Raw genomic sequence first — 13,530 nt, 5'->3', positions numbered from 1 at the left:
GGCGACTTGAGTATCGAGACGGAAATCGAGGAGGCGATCGGCGCGCACGCGCGCTGGATGGTCGAACTGTCCCGGGCGGTGCTCGAGGCGCGCCCGGACATCGCCGCCGTCGACCTGCGGGCGAGCGACCGCTGCGACCTGGGCCGATGGCTGTGCGGGCCAGGCTTGTCGAGCGCCGACCGAGAAGCGGAGACGTATCGGGAAGTCGACCGCGTGCACGGCGAATTCCACGAGATGGCCGCGCGGGTCATCGAACTCGCCGCCGAGGGGCGGTCGGCCGACGCCTACGCGCTGCTCTACGGTGATTACGTGACGCTCTCGGGCAAGCTGGCGATGGCCTTGCGGGCCTGGCAGAGCCGGTTGCGCGGCGATCGGCTGTAGCCCGGCGCGAGCCGGTCGCGGGCGCTGCGCGGTGTGCTTCAGGCCGGGCGGGGAAGCGGCCGCCGCCTGCGCTAGAATGCGGCGATGAACGACGAGTTTTTCATGCGCGAGGCGCTTTCGCTGGCCCGGGCGGCCGAGTGTCTCGGCGAAGTGCCGGTCGGCGCGGTCGTCGTCCGCGACGGCGAGATCATCGGGCGAGGTTTCAATTCGCCGATCGGCGAGCAGGATCCGACGGCGCACGCCGAAATCGCCGCGCTGCGCGACGCCGCGCGCAGGCTCGGCAACTACCGGCTGCCGGGATGCGAGTTGTTCGTCACGCTCGAACCATGCGCGATGTGTGCCGGGGCGCTGCTCCAGGCGCGGATTTCGCGGCTCGTCTATGGCGCGCGTGACGCGAAGACCGGCGTGCATGGCAGCGTCGTCGATCTCTTTGCCGTGCCGCGCCTGAACCATCACACGCGCGTCGTCGGCGGCGTCCTCGCCGTCGAGTGCGGGCGGGTGCTCTCGGCGTTCTTTGCCGAGCGGCGCGGCGCCAGCGGGGATCAGACATGCATATCGGAATTTCCATTGCCCGGCAGACTCTCGACCTGAGTGACGACGCCGGGCAACTCGTTCGCCGCTACGCGGTGTCCACGGCGACCCGCGGCCCCGGAGAGATGCGCGACAGCCTGTGCACGCCGCGCGGCAGGCACCTGGTGCGCGCGAAGATCGGTGCCGGACAGCCGATGAATACCGTTTTCGTCGGTCGCCGGCCAAACGGCGAGGTCTATTCGCCCGAACTCGCCGCGCGTTTTCCGCGGCGCGACTGGATCCTGACCCGGATCCTCTGGCTGTCGGGCTGCGAGCCGGGGCGGAACCGGCTCGGCTGCGTCGACACGATGCGCCGCTACATCTACATCCACGGCAGCCCGGACAGTGCACCGATGGGTCGCCCGGGATCGATCGGCTGCATCCGCATGCACAACGCCGACATCGTCGAGCTCTTCGACCTCGTTCCGCCCTACACGCTGGTCGACATCTCCGCGGACTGAAAGGCCTCGCAGACCTCCCCGGCCGGCTGCGCGGCAGCGTCGAAGCTGCGCTCGCGGAGGAGGATGCGCCCGTCGCGATGGCGGGTCAGCAGCGTCGACGCGCGCGTGCCGTAGTTCGGCGAGCGGACGAAGACCGCCGAGAGGATGCGCTCCCAGGCGAGCGGGACGCCGGTTTCGGGAAGGTGCGCGTCGGGGACGATTTCGTCGTCGGCGAGCAGCTCGAAGAACCGGGTCTCGGCCGGCAGTCCGGCGAGCGCTTCGGCGAACGCTGCGCGCGCCGAGGCCAGCTTGGGCCACGGGGTGTCGAGCAGGTGATTGGACAGCCCGTAAATCCCGGGTGGCAGCCAGCGGATTCCGCCGTTGCTGCGGTTGCTCAGGTAAGCGAGTCGATCGCCGTCGCCGGCGAAGAGGTTGAAGCCGTTGTACTGCGCGGCGCGCCGGTCGACCTGCGCGAGATAGTCGCCGGGGTCGGCGCCGCCGGTCAGGAATTCGGCGACCAGCGCACCGCGCGAGGGCGCACCGGTGACCTGTCGGCCTCCCTCGCGGTAGTTGGTCAGCGCCGCGAAACGCTGCCCGCGGCTGACGCCCAGCCAGGTGCCGCCGGCTTCGAGGTCGCGTCCGGCGAGGACCTGCGGCGCTTCATCCCAGAACGCGGCTGGCGCGGCGGGGCGGCTGAAGAACTCGTCGCGGTTCGCCGCGACGACCAGCGGGTAGTCGGGGTGGGCCTGCCAGGCGACGAGGATCAGGCACATCCGCGGGACCCGTCGAGCGATGCCGGCGCCCGGCCACTCTTCGGCCTGCGCGCAAGGCCCGTGACGCCGCGGTCAGCAGGTCCCAACGACGCGCTCAGGGAGCACTGGCGACATCGACCATCGGGCCGACGCGGATCGCCGCGCCGCCGGGGCTGGCGAGTTCGAGCTGGGCGTCGCCGGCGGGAACGAAGTTGTCCTGAGCGACGACCAGTGCGTCGTGACCGCCGGCGGGCGACGGCGCGGCGTTGGCGACGACGCCGCAGTGCTGCTGCGGGTTTGCCGGCGAATAGACGAGCTGCCCCGGGAGCAGCGGCGCGGCGGAGTGTGCGCGGTAGAGATGGCGCTTGACCTTGCCGAGGTACTGCGTGCGGGCGACGACTTCCTGGCCGGGGTAGCAGCCCTTGCGAAAGCTCAGCGCGCCGAGCCGGTCGAAACCGGCCATCTGCGGGACGAACTCCTCGCTCGTCGCGGCGGTGATCAGCGGTACTCCCAGGCAGATGTCGAGCCATTGCCAGGCGCGGCTTCCAGCGGGCCGCGCGCGGGTGGTCAGCTGCTGCCAGACCATCGGCGCGGCGTCGCAGTCGACGACCACTTCCCAGCGCGTCCGATCGAGGCGAATGACCACCCCGGCCGGGAAAGCAGCGACGGCCAGCGGCAGTTCGGGGACCGGCAGGCCGGCGGCGCGCAGGGCTGTCTCGGCGCCGGGTCCCGACACGCCGACGCGCGCATCCTCGTCGGACGCATCGCCGAGGGTCAGCCGGCTGCGCAGCACGAACATCTGCAGGCGCCTGAGCGTCGGCTCGACGAGGTCGGCGGAAAGCTGGAGGAAGTAGTCGGGACCGATCCGGAAAACCAGCAGGCTGGCGAGCATCCGTCCCTTGGCCGAGCACCACGCCGAATGCTGGGCCATTTCGCCGGGCAGGTGGCGGACGTCGCTGGTCAGCTGATTGTGCAGAAAGTCCGCCGCTTCCGGCCCGCTGACCGCGATCAGCCCGAGGTGAGAGAGCGGCGAGAAGATCGTTTGCTCCTGCGCGGCGACGAGTTCGCCTGCGGGGTCGCCGAAATCGGCGACGAGTTGCTGATCGATGCGTGCGCCCGAGGCACGAAGGAAGTCCAGCCAGTTCGATTTCATCGTTCGCTCATCTCGTTGGTCGGGGAGGAGGCCATGCCGTAGAGTGACCGATCCGGGGAAAGGTTCGGGAAGCCGGCGCGGGCGGCGGTGCCGTGCCGCAGCCAGTCGGTTCACGAAGGCAGCGTTGGGCTATTATAGGCCCAGTCGCCGACCATTCTCCCGTTGCGCAGCAGCCTGCCCGCGGCTGCGCCTCCCTGATGCGCCCACTCCTTCGTCGCCTGCTGTCGATTCTCTTCCTGGCGCTGGCCTCTGCCGGAGCCGGCTTCGCCGTGCTGACCTGGGCGCCGATCGGCCTGTCGGCCGACACGGTCGAGTTCACCATCGAGCCGGGGAGCAGTCTGCGTGCGGCGTTGCGCGAGATCGCCGCCGCCGGAGCCGATCTCGACCGCTGGGTGATCGTCGTGCTCGCCCGTCTGACCGGCGTCGAGTCGTCGATCAAGGCCGGGAGCTACGCGATCAGCCGCGGGACGACGCCGATCGACCTGCTCAGGAAACTGACCCGGGGCGATTTCGACCAGGCCGAGGTGGCGCTGATCGAGGGGTGGACTTTCCGCCAGTGGCGGGAGCGCCTCGACGCTCACCCGGACCTCCGGCACGATACGGCCGGTCTCGGCGACGAGGAGATCATGCAGCGCATCGGCGCCGCCGGGATTCCCGCCGAGGGCGCGTTCTTTCCGGATACCTACCTGTTCGCCAGGGGCAGCAGCGATGTCGATCTGCTCGCCCGGGCCTACCGGGCGATGCACGCCCATCTCGCGCGCGAGTGGGCGGCGCGCACCGCCGGTCTGCCGTACCGCAGTCCCGCCGAGGCGCTGGTCATCGCCTCGCTGGTCGAGAAGGAGACCGGCCACGCCGACGACCGGCCGCTGGTCGCCGGCGTCCTGGTCAACCGTCTGCGCTCGGGGATGCCCCTGCAAAGCGACCCGACGGTCATTTACGGAATCGGGGCGGGTTTCGACGGCAACCTGCGTCGCCGCGACCTGCTCGCCGATACCCCGTGGAACACCTACACCCGCCGTGGTCTGCCGCCGACGCCGATTGCCATGGTCGGTCTCGCGTCGCTGCGCGCGGCGTTGAATCCGGCGCCCGGCGCCGCGCTCTACTTCGTCGCCCGCGGCGACGGCAGCAGCCACTTCTCGCGCACGCTCGCCGAGCACAACGACGCGGTGACCCGCTACCAGAAGGGCGGCCAGCGGTGAGTTCGGAGCAGCATTCGCCGCGCGGCCGGTTCATCACCTTCGAAGGGATCGACGGGGCCGGCAAGAGCAGCCATCTCGCCGCGGCTGCGGCCTTCATCACCAGCCGCGGCCGGCGTGTCGTGACGACCCGCGAGCCCGGTGGCACCGCGCTCGGCGAAAAGCTCCGCGGGCTGCTGCTCGGCGAGTCGATGCACCTCGAGACCGAGGCGCTGCTGATGTTCGCGGCGCGTCGCGAGCACCTCGCGCAGCTCGTCGAGCCGGCTCTCGCGCGCGGCGACTGGGTTCTCTGCGACCGCTTCAGCGACGCCACCTACGCCTACCAGAGCGGGGGGCGCGGCCTCGACCGGGGCAAGTTCGAGCAGCTCGAAAGTTGGGTGCACGGGCATCTGCAGCCCGATCTGACGGTGCTCTTCGATCTGCCGGCAGCGCTCGCCGGCCAGCGGATCGCCGCGCAGGCGCGCAGCCTCGACCGCTTCGAACGCGAGCAGGCCGGATTCCACGAACGCGTCCGTCGCGCGTATCTGGAGCGGGCGGCGGCAGCGCCGTGGCGAATCCGGGTGATCGACGCGAGCCAGTCGCCCGAGGCGGTCGGCAGGACCGTCGAGGAAACGATCGCCAGCCATTGTCGATGAGAACGATCGATCTGCATCCGGTGAGCTGGGCGCAGCTGCAGCGCAGGCGCGAGCGGCTGCCGCACGCGCTGCTCGTCTGCGGACAGCGCGGGATCGGCAAGTTCGAGCTCGCCCTGGCCTTCGCCGCGGCGCTGCTCTGCGAGCGGCCGGCGGCGTCGGGAGAGGCCTGTGGTCGCTGTCTGGCCTGCGGCTGGGTCGCCGACGGCCATCATCCCGACCTGCGCCTGCTTCAACCGGAAGCGCTCGCGCCAGCGACGGACGCCGCTCCGGCCGGCCAGGACGGCGAGACGAGCAGGAAGAAGCCGAGCGAGCAGATCACCATCGATCAGGTGCGCGGGCTCGACGACTTCCTGCACGTCGGGACGCACCGCCAGGGTGCGCGGGTGGTTCTGCTGCATCCCGCCGAAGCGATGAACCGTGCGACGGCGAACGCGCTGCTCAAGTCGCTCGAGGAGCCGATTCCTTCGACGCTGTTCCTTCTCGTGTCGGACGAGCCGAGTCAGCTGCTGCCGACGATCCGCAGCCGCTGCCAGCTCGTCGCGCTGCGCCGCCCCGAGGCGGCGCTGGCCAGGCGCTGGCTCGACGAGGCCGGGGTCCGGGATCCGGACCGCTGGCTGGCGCTCAGCGGCGGCTCGCCGCTGCTCGCGCGCGACCTCGCCTCGACCAGCGAGCGCGCTCTGCTCGAGGCGGTTCTCGCCGAGCTGGCGCGCGGGAGCGAAGTCGAGCCGTTGGCCGCGGCGGCGGCCGTCGACCAGGCCGTCAGGGCCGACAAGCGTCCGGCAGCACTCAGACGCACGCTCGACTGGGTGCAGAAATGGCTTTTCGACCTGGTTCTGGCCAAAGCCGGTTTGTCCCCGCGCTACTTCGTCGATCAGGCCGCGGCGCTGCAGCGCGTCGGCGAGCTTGCCGACGCGCACAGGCTCTTGGCGTTCAACCGAAAGGCGCTAGAATATCGCCTGAGCTGCCGGCAGCCGGTCAATGGCCGGTTGTTCCTCGAAGACTTCTTCATCGCTTACGCGCAGGTCTTCGCACGCGCCTGAGCGGCGTGGCCGCCGTTGCGGACCAGCGCACGGGCAAGGGAACGCGCTCCGGGGCGCCTGATCGCCAATCGCTGTTGCTGAGGAGTTGACATGGCTGATGGAGACGGTCCGCGGGGCCCGCGGCCGAGCGTCCTGTCGCTGAACATCAATTCGAAGTCGGCGCTGTACGCGGCCTACATGCCGCTGCTGCGCAACGGCGGGATCTTCATCCCGACGAGCCGCGGCTACAATCTCGGGGACGACGTTTTCATGCTGCTGTCGCTGATGGACGATCCGGCCAAACTGCCGATCGCCGGGACGGTCGTCTGGGTCACGCCGGCCGGTGCGCAGAACAACAAGGCGCAGGGAATCGGTGTGCACTTCAAGAGCGATGAAGCGGGCAGCGAGGCGCGGCGACGGATCGAGGCTCTGCTCGGCGGGGTGATGCAGGCGCAGCGTCCGACGCACACGCTCTGATCGCCGGCCGATGCTCGTCGATTCGCACTGCCACCTCGATTTTCCGGCGCTCTCGGGACGAATCGACGAACTTCGCCGGGCGATGCGCGACCACGGCGTCGGCTGCGCGCTGTGCGCCGCCGTGACGCTCGAGGATCTGCCGCGTGTGCTCTCGCTCGCCGAGCAATTCCCGGAGATCGTCGCTTCGGTCGGCGTACACCCCGAGGTGACCGGCGTTCGTGAACCGGCGCTGGCCGATCTCGTCGAGCTTGCCCGACACCCGCGGGTCGTGGCGATCGGCGAGACCGGTCTCGACTACTACTGGCACAAGGACGCTCCGGAGTGGCAGCGCGATCGCTTCCGTACGCACATCCGCGCCGCGCGCGAGGTCGGTCGGCCGCTGGTCGTGCATACCCGCGACGCGGCTGCCGACACGCTCCGCCTGCTGCACGAGGAGGCCGCCGGCGAGGCGGGCGGAGTGATGCACTGCTTCACCGAGAGTTGGCCGGTTGCCGAGCAGGCGCTCGACCTGGGTTTCTACATTTCGCTGTCCGGAATCGTCACCTTCCCGAACGCGCGAATCGTGCACGAGGTCGCCCGGCGAGTTCCACTCGACCGTCTGCTGGTCGAGACGGATTCGCCATACCTCGCGCCGGTGCCCTACCGCGGCAAGACCAACCAGCCGTCGTACGTCCGTTACGTCGCCGAGGCGGTCGCCCGCCTGCGTGGTCAGAGCACCGATGAACTCGTCGAAGCGACGACGAACAACTTCTTCCGTCTTTTTCCCGAAGCCCGCATGAAAGTCCCGCAATGAAGAAAATCCTCGTCCTGCTCTGCTGCCTGCTGCTGCCGACCCTGGCCATCGCCGGGGCTTACGAAGACATGGAGGAGGCGCTGATCTCCGGCGATACGCCGTGGGCGATCCAGCTGATCCAGCGCGGAATGGACGTCAACTCGGTCGACGCGGTGGGCAACACGCTGCTCGTCCAGGCGATGCTCCGCGACAACATGGATTTCTTCGAGTACCTGCTGAAGCGCCGCGCCAGGGTCAATACGCGCAACCGCAACGGCGAGACGGCGCTGAGCCTGGCTGCGTTCCACGGCAAGCTGCCCTTCGTCAGGCGACTGGTCGAGGCTGGTGCCGACGTGAACCTCTACGGCTGGCCGCCGCTGATCTACGCGGCGTTCAAGGGCCATGCCGAGGTCGCCGAGTACCTGCTTGGCAAGGGAGCCGAAGTCAACGCGACGACGACCAACGGGTCGACGGCTCTGCTCTTCGCGTCGCGCTTCGGCCATCTCGAGGTCGTCGAAGTCCTGCTGAAACACCATGCCGACCCGAACCTGGCCAACGATCGCGGGGCGACGGCGGTCGACTGGGCGCTGAAGACCGAGAATACCGACATCGCCGACCTGCTGCGCCGCGCCGGTGGGCGTGCCGGCAATCCCGCCGCAGTCGGGCGTTCAAAGTGAATACGGCGGCAGCGGGCGGACGGCGACCTTGCCGGAGTCGAGGAAGCGGCTGAACAGGCGGTAGAGGTCGGGGTCGAAGCGCTCTCTGGCGGGTCCCTCGGTGAGACGGCCGGGTAGTTCGTCCTCGCTGTGCAGCGTCGCCAGCAGACGCCAGCGGTCGATCAGATGGAAGTCCTCGCGCATGCCGAAGGCGTCGCGTTCGACGATCAGCGCCGGACCCGGATATGGCCAGGGCCTGAGGCGCAATCTGGCCAGCGCCTGGAGCAGGCGCGCGCCGTGCAGGGCTGGCGCCTCGCGGCCGACGCAGCTGCCGCGGCACGCCTTGTGCCGGTACGCGCTGCACGCGCCGCTGCGTGACGGGCCCTCGAGACCCAGCTGGCGCAGGCACAGATTGCGGGCCTCGGCGAGCGTGCGCAGGCTGCGCCTGGCCTCGCCCGGGCTCCGGTAGAGGCCGAACAGGTCTTCGGCGACGGCAAAGTCGAGGTCGTCGGCGAACACCAGCCGGGGAACGAAATCGCTGCCAGGGCTCGCCGGCAGTTGCCACGAGCAGACTTCGGCGGCGCTCTTCGCCGGCGGCGCAGCCGCACCTTCGCCGGAGGCCTGTCGGGCGAGCGCGATCTCGTGCAGTCTGGCGCCGAGTTCACCGGCGGCCTCGCGCCATTCGATGTGCCGGGTGCTGCGGTAGAGCGGGCTGTCGCGCTGGCTCTCGCGGAAATGCCCGAGGACCTGCTGGCGGAGGTTGGTGCTGCGCTGGCTGAGCAGCAGGCGGCCGTCCCCGGCGTACAACGCGTACGCCCCAGGCGCCTCGGGAAGGTCGTCGATCAGCCGACGGTCGATCTGCGGGGGCAGGTCCGGTCGGCCGACCAGCGTCGCGACGGCCTCGTGGATCGCCGCGGTGGGCAGCTCGCGGTGCCAGCACTGCCAGAGTTCCCAGAGCAGGCGGGCGTCGGCGAGCGCGCGGTGGCGACCGCCGGCGACGCTCAGAGCGTGGCGCTCGACCAGGCTGTCGAGGTTGTGGCGGTGATGCTCTGGAAACAGTCGGCGCGACAGCCTGACCGTGCACGCGATCGGCGAGCGGAAGTCGACGCCGAGTCGCCGGAACTCGCTCTTCAGGAAGCCATAGTCGAAGCGCGCGTTGTGGGCGAGCAGCAGTCTGCCGTCGAGCCGCTCGATCAGCGCCGGGGCGAGTTCGCGGAAGGTCGGTGCGTCGCTGAGCATCGCGTCGTCGATTCCGGTCAGCCGGGTGATGAAAGCCGAGACCGGCGTTTCGGGATTGACCAGCACGCTCCATTCGCCGATCCCCGAGGCGTCGACTTCGACGAGACCGATCTCGATGATCCGGTCGTTGGCCAGGTTGGCGCCGCTGGTCTCGAGGTCGACGAAGACCAGCGGCTCGGGGACCAGCAGCGGGTCGATCCCGGTCGCCACCGGCGAGCGGCCGGGATCGAGCGCCCGGCGGGTCTCGCCGCTCACCCCGCGCGGCTGGCCAGCGCCACGATCGCGTCGGCGAAGACGTCGGTCAGCGCCAGCGGGAGATCGTGGGCCATCCCTTCGATGACCCGCAGTTCGGCACCCGGAATGTGCGCCGCGACGTCGCGACCGCAGGCGACCGGGATCAGCGGATCGTCGGCACCGTGCAGGACGAGTGTCGGCGCCGTGATCGTCGCCAGCAGCGCGCGCCGGTCGCCGCAGGCGAGGAACGCGGCGAGTTGCCGGGCGACACCGCGCGGATGGAAGCCGCGCTCGTGCTCTTCGGTGAACCGTTCGCGCAGGCGCTGTGGGCAACTCGGGTATTCGGGGCTGGCCACCGCCAGTTGCCGGCTGATCGCGTCCTCGATCAGCGCTTCGCGATCGCGCGTCGGCGGCAGGGGGGCGAACAGCGCGCGGGCCGCTTCGCTGGTCGGTGGCGGCAGATCGGGATGGCTGCTCGTGGACATGATGCTGGTCAGCGAAAGCGTTCGCTGCGGGTAGCGCGCGGCGACGATCTGGGCGATCGCCCCGCCCATCGACGCGCCGACGATGTGCGCCCGTTCGATGCCCAGCGCGTCGAGCAGGCCGATGCAGTCGGCGGCCATGTCTTCGAGCGTGTATGGCGCGTCGAGCGGTGCTCCGCTGCGCAGCGTCCGGCCGATGTCCGGGACTGCGGACTCGTCGAGCTTGCTCGACAACCCGCAGTCGCGGTTGTCGAAGCGGATCACGCGGAAGCCGCGGGCGACGAGCGCTTCGCAGAGTTCGACGTTCCAGCGCCCGAGCTGCGCGCCGAGGCCCATGATCAGCAGGATCGCCGGGTCCGACCCGGCACCGAACGACTCGTATTCGAGCTGGAGACCGTTGGCACAAACCTGGGGCATGGCGAGTAATGGCGAGGGAGAAGGAGCGCGGCGAGCCTGGCCGGCAGGCTCACAATCTACCACCGAATCGGCTCGTCCTGTACGATGATTGGGCACGACGGCGTTCACCACGGTGTCTGACCGCTGCGCCGGAGAACCCGGGGGCCGTCGCTGCCGCTTCGGCCCGGCGTCGCCGGCAGTGCCTCAACCTCGTCGAGAAAGGATTTCGCTCATGGCCAGGACAACGTCGCCGATCGGCGCGGTCAAAGCCGTCGACCCCGACCAGTGGGCCACCGCCGATTACCCGCCAGGCGCGCAGGCCGCCGGCCAGGAGGTGACCTTTGCCGTTTACTCGAAGCACGCGACGCGCGTCCTGCTCGAGGTGTATGAGACGGCGACCGGCGGCGACGCCGTTCATGAGGTCTGGCTGGCGCGCAATCCGGCCGACGACTTCTGGCGCGCGCGGCTCGCCAACCTGCGCTCGGGCGCGTTCTACGCGTTTCGCTGCTGGGGCCCGAACTGGGAGTACAGCAGCGACTGGCGGCGCGGCAACAGCGCCGCCGGTTTCGTCTCCGACGTCGACGCGGCGGGCAACCGCTTCAACCCGAACAAGGTGCTCTTCGATCCCTACGCGCGCGAGATCTCGCACGATCGCGTGTCGGCCGCGCTGCTCGCCGCCGGCGAGGACGGCGGGATGTACGGCACCGGCGGCGGCGATTATCGCGGCGTACCGCGGCGCACCGTCGACACCGGGCGCTGGGCGCCGAAGGGCATCGTCGTCCTCGACCGGACGCCGACCGGCCGGCGCCCGTTCCTGCCCGCCGAGAAGGCGGCGATCTACGAAGCCCATCCGCGCGGCTTCACCCGGCACCCCTCGGCGTCGCGCCTGACCGGCATCCTCGCCGGGATTCCCGGTTTCGAGAACGTCCCCGACGTTCCCGAAGACCTGCGCGGGACCTACCGCGGGGCCGGACTGATGGCGCCGTATCTCAAGGCGCTCGGTTTTACGACGATCGAGCTGCTGCCGGTACATGAGACCGAAAACGACACCAATCCCGAGCAGAGCGCCGGAGGCAACTACTGGGGCTACATGAGCTTCGGCTTCTTCGCTCCCGACCGGCGCTACGCCGCCGACCCGTCGCCCGGCGGGCCGACGCGCGAGTTCAAGGAGATGGTTCGCGCGTTCCACGAGCAGGGGATCGAGGTGTACCTCGACGTCGTCTATAACCACACCGGCGAGGGCGGCAACTGGGGCGACGTCGATACGACCGGCTTCGTCAGCATGGGCGGCTTCGACACCAGCGAATACTATGTGCTCACTCCGGGCAACTATCTCGTCGACGGCGCGACGGGTTGCGGCAACCAGCTGAACTTCTCGGCCGAAGCGGCGCAGCGGCTGGTCGTCGATTCGCTGAGCTACTGGATCAGCGAAATGGGCATCGACGGCTTCCGTTTCGACCTCGCGCCGGTGCTCGGGCGTACGCCGAACGCCTTCGAGCGCCAGAACTGGGACTACCAGAAGCGCTTCTTCCCGCAGCATCCGCTGCTCGCGCGGATTCGCGAACTCGCCGAGCGCTCGCGCGTCGAGGTGATCGCCGAGGCCTGGGACCTCTGGGGCTACGAAGTCGGCAACTTCCCCAACGGCTGGGGCGAGTGGAACGGCCGCTATCGCGATGCGGTCCGCCGCTTTCTCAAGGGCGACGGCAACACGCAGTCCTTCGTCGAAATGCTCAACGGCGATTACGCGAACTTCCAGGACCAGGGCGGACCACAGCGCTCGATCAACTTCATCGTCGCCCACGACGGCTTCACGCTCGCCGACCTGGTCAGCTACAACCAGAAGAACAACCTGCAGAACTGGCCGTTCGGTCCTTCCGACGGCGGCAACGACGACAACCAGGCGTGGGACTCGGGCGGCAACGCGGCGCTGCGCCGGCAGCGGCACCGCAACTTCTGGACGGTCCAGTTCCTCTCGCGCGGCGTCCCGATGATCGTCGCCGGCGACGAATTCGGGCGCACGCAGAACGGCAACAACAACTCGTACAACCTCGACAGCGTCGCCAACTGGAGCAACTACCAGATGATCGCCAGCCACAGCCCGCACGCGCTGGCCACCGAGGGCGGCGGCGCGTACCACGACAACTTCGCCAGCGCGGCGACCCCGCCGGCGGTCAACCCGCTGTTCCACTTCGCCCGCTACATGGCCCGGCTGCGCCAGGGTCATCCGGCGCTCAAGCAACGCTGCTGGGGTGACCTGACGATGAATGACGGGCGCGACGTCACCTACCTGTTCCGCAAGTCCGACGGTTTCTCGTATCTCGACGGCGCCGACCGTTGCGTCTGGCTGCGCATCGACGGCTCGTCGGTCCGCGACCACGACTTCCTGGTGCTGATCAACATGTGGCGGGAAGCGGTGAATTTCGCCGTCCCGCGCGACAGCGCGTCGCAGCTCTGGGTGCGCCTGGTCGATACCGACGCCTGGGCCGAGGCGGCGTGCAACTGCTGGTCGCCGGCCGAGGCGACGGTGATCCACGACGGCTACCTCGTCCATCCGTGGTCGATCGTCGTGCTCGAGGAAAGGAAGCGCTAGGCGCCGCGCCGCCTGGAGACCGCCAGCGCCGACGCACGGTGGCCTGGCTCGCGAAGACCCATGGCCGTCTCGACTCCTGCTGGTCAGGCCACTGCGCAGCTGACCAGGAATTCGTGGACGACGGCGCGGATCTTCGTCGTGCCGGTCCGTTCTGGGCCGCAACGATCTCGACCGGGGCTGGGGCCGTGCGCCGCTGGCTCAGACCTTGATGTTGATGCTCCCCGCGCCGGGTCCCTTGCGGCGCCGGTTGCCCGAGCGCGTGTCGAGCAGGACCGGGCGGTTCTCGACGCGGCGCTCGGTCTGCCGGCGTTCGACGAACGCTGGGGGGCTTTCCTCGGCAGCCGCGCCGGCACCGGTCGCCGCGGGTGCCGCCTGCGCCGGGCGGGCTGGCGCGGCTTCGCCGTGTGCGCTCGACAGGTCGTTGGCCAGCCTCGTCGAGTCGTTGACCGGCTCGGCTCTGCGCTCGGCGTCGAGTTCGCGGCCGAGCTTGCCTGCCGGGGGCAGGGTTTCGGAGGGAATCCTCATGTCTGCGCTTCCG

Annotated in this window: 15 protein-coding genes; 10 read left to right on the top strand and 5 right to left on the bottom strand. The window is 69.7% G+C overall.

Going from position 1 to position 13,530, the window contains the following annotated elements; translation table 11 throughout:
• Positions 1–6: 6 nt before the first annotated feature.
• From NFW05_RS15915 to NFW05_RS15905, 3 genes are all read left to right on the top strand, one after another.
• On the top strand, positions 7–381 hold the full coding sequence (locus NFW05_RS15915) for a CZB domain-containing protein (RefSeq protein WP_295309153.1): 375 nt from the start codon (positions 7–9) through the stop codon (positions 379–381).
• A gap of 84 nt (positions 382–465) precedes the next feature.
• Positions 466–972 carry a tRNA adenosine(34) deaminase TadA gene (tadA, locus tag NFW05_RS15910; protein WP_295309150.1) on the top strand — a complete coding sequence of 169 codons (507 nt, stop codon included), beginning with the start codon at positions 466–468 and terminating at the stop codon, positions 970–972.
• Positions 930–1,412, top strand: coding sequence for a L,D-transpeptidase (locus tag NFW05_RS15905; protein ID WP_295309147.1), 483 nt, complete (start codon positions 930–932; stop codon positions 1,410–1,412). Before tadA ends, NFW05_RS15905 begins: the two co-directional genes overlap by 43 nt.
• On the opposite strand, the gene NFW05_RS15900 is transcribed toward NFW05_RS15905, so the two are convergent.
• Positions 1,382–2,164 (bottom strand): NRDE family protein, encoded by a 783-nt coding sequence (locus NFW05_RS15900; RefSeq protein ID WP_295309144.1) that lies wholly within the window; start codon positions 2,162–2,164, stop codon positions 1,382–1,384. The genes NFW05_RS15905 and NFW05_RS15900 overlap by 31 nt on opposite strands.
• Before the next feature lie 94 nt (positions 2,165–2,258).
• Entirely contained in the window at positions 2,259–3,296 is a 1,038-nt protein-coding gene (locus NFW05_RS15895) for a folate-binding protein (RefSeq protein WP_295309141.1), read from the bottom strand.
• A gap of 197 nt (positions 3,297–3,493) precedes the next feature.
• Between NFW05_RS15895 and mltG the strand changes: the two genes are divergently transcribed.
• From mltG to NFW05_RS15865, 6 genes are all read left to right on the top strand, one after another.
• A complete protein-coding gene (gene mltG, locus NFW05_RS15890) occupies positions 3,494–4,495 on the top strand; it encodes an endolytic transglycosylase MltG (RefSeq protein ID WP_295309138.1) in 1,002 nt (333 codons plus the stop codon).
• Positions 4,492–5,127, top strand: coding sequence for a dTMP kinase (gene tmk, locus NFW05_RS15885; protein WP_295309135.1), 636 nt, complete (start codon positions 4,492–4,494; stop codon positions 5,125–5,127). The genes mltG and tmk overlap by 4 nt, the downstream gene beginning before the upstream one ends.
• The gene (gene holB / locus NFW05_RS15880) at positions 5,124–6,167 is read left to right on the top strand and encodes a DNA polymerase III subunit delta' (protein ID WP_295309132.1); all 1,044 of its coding nucleotides are present in this window, start codon (positions 5,124–5,126) and stop codon (positions 6,165–6,167) included. The genes tmk and holB overlap by 4 nt, the downstream gene beginning before the upstream one ends.
• Positions 6,168–6,257: 90 nt before the next feature.
• The gene (locus NFW05_RS15875; protein WP_295309129.1) at positions 6,258–6,623 is read left to right on the top strand and encodes a PilZ domain-containing protein; all 366 of its coding nucleotides are present in this window, start codon (positions 6,258–6,260) and stop codon (positions 6,621–6,623) included.
• A gap of 10 nt (positions 6,624–6,633) precedes the next feature.
• Complete coding sequence (locus NFW05_RS15870; protein ID WP_295309126.1) at positions 6,634–7,416, top strand: TatD family hydrolase; 783 nt, start codon at positions 6,634–6,636, stop codon at positions 7,414–7,416.
• Entirely contained in the window at positions 7,413–8,072 is a 660-nt protein-coding gene (locus NFW05_RS15865) for an ankyrin repeat domain-containing protein (protein ID WP_295309123.1), read from the top strand. The genes NFW05_RS15870 and NFW05_RS15865 overlap by 4 nt, the downstream gene beginning before the upstream one ends.
• On the opposite strand, the gene NFW05_RS15860 is transcribed toward NFW05_RS15865, so the two are convergent.
• Positions 8,064–9,545 carry a 3'-5' exonuclease family protein gene (locus NFW05_RS15860; protein ID WP_295309121.1) on the bottom strand — a complete coding sequence of 494 codons (1,482 nt, stop codon included), beginning with the start codon at positions 9,543–9,545 and terminating at the stop codon, positions 8,064–8,066. The two genes, NFW05_RS15865 and NFW05_RS15860, sit on opposite strands and share 9 nt — an antisense overlap.
• Complete coding sequence (locus NFW05_RS15855; RefSeq protein ID WP_295309118.1) at positions 9,542–10,423, bottom strand: alpha/beta hydrolase; 882 nt, start codon at positions 10,421–10,423, stop codon at positions 9,542–9,544. Before NFW05_RS15855 ends, NFW05_RS15860 begins: the two co-directional genes overlap by 4 nt.
• Positions 10,424–10,634: 211 nt before the next feature.
• On the opposite strand from NFW05_RS15855, the gene NFW05_RS15850 reads away from it, so the two are divergent.
• Positions 10,635–12,992 carry a glycogen-debranching protein gene (locus tag NFW05_RS15850; protein WP_295309115.1) on the top strand — a complete coding sequence of 786 codons (2,358 nt, stop codon included), beginning with the start codon at positions 10,635–10,637 and terminating at the stop codon, positions 12,990–12,992.
• A gap of 198 nt (positions 12,993–13,190) precedes the next feature.
• Here NFW05_RS15850 and NFW05_RS15845 read toward each other — a convergent pair whose 3' ends face one another.
• Entirely contained in the window at positions 13,191–13,517 is a 327-nt protein-coding gene (locus tag NFW05_RS15845; protein WP_295309112.1) for a hypothetical protein, read from the bottom strand.
• Between the last annotated feature and the right edge of the window lie 13 nt (positions 13,518–13,530).

This window comes from Accumulibacter sp., from assembly GCF_023806625.1.
Lineage (GTDB): Bacteria > Pseudomonadota > Gammaproteobacteria > Burkholderiales > Rhodocyclaceae > Accumulibacter.
The sequence above is the reverse complement of the archived record's forward strand: the minus strand, read 5'-3'. Positions and strand labels throughout refer to the sequence as shown.

Bases quoted from the DNA above. Each gene is read 5' to 3' on its own strand.
- holB (WP_295309132.1), top strand. From the start codon at position 5,124: ATGAGAACGATCGATCTGCATCCGGTGAGCTGGGCGCAGCTGCAGCGC.
- NFW05_RS15855 (WP_295309118.1), bottom strand. From the start codon at position 10,423: ATGCCCCAGGTTTGTGCCAACGGTCTCCAGCTCGAATACGAGTCGTTC.
- NFW05_RS15850 (WP_295309115.1), top strand. From the start codon at position 10,635: ATGGCCAGGACAACGTCGCCGATCGGCGCGGTCAAAGCCGTCGACCCC.
- mltG (WP_295309138.1), top strand. From the start codon at position 3,494: ATGCGCCCACTCCTTCGTCGCCTGCTGTCGATTCTCTTCCTGGCGCTG.
- tadA (WP_295309150.1), top strand. From the start codon at position 466: ATGAACGACGAGTTTTTCATGCGCGAGGCGCTTTCGCTGGCCCGGGCG.
- NFW05_RS15870 (WP_295309126.1), top strand. From the start codon at position 6,634: ATGCTCGTCGATTCGCACTGCCACCTCGATTTTCCGGCGCTCTCGGGA.
- NFW05_RS15895 (WP_295309141.1), bottom strand. From the start codon at position 3,296: ATGAAATCGAACTGGCTGGACTTCCTTCGTGCCTCGGGCGCACGCATC.
- NFW05_RS15865 (WP_295309123.1), top strand. From the start codon at position 7,413: ATGAAGAAAATCCTCGTCCTGCTCTGCTGCCTGCTGCTGCCGACCCTG.
- NFW05_RS15900 (WP_295309144.1), bottom strand. From the start codon at position 2,164: ATGTGCCTGATCCTCGTCGCCTGGCAGGCCCACCCCGACTACCCGCTG.
- NFW05_RS15905 (WP_295309147.1), top strand. From the start codon at position 930: ATGCATATCGGAATTTCCATTGCCCGGCAGACTCTCGACCTGAGTGAC.
- NFW05_RS15845 (WP_295309112.1), bottom strand. From the start codon at position 13,517: ATGAGGATTCCCTCCGAAACCCTGCCCCCGGCAGGCAAGCTCGGCCGC.
- NFW05_RS15875 (WP_295309129.1), top strand. From the start codon at position 6,258: ATGGCTGATGGAGACGGTCCGCGGGGCCCGCGGCCGAGCGTCCTGTCG.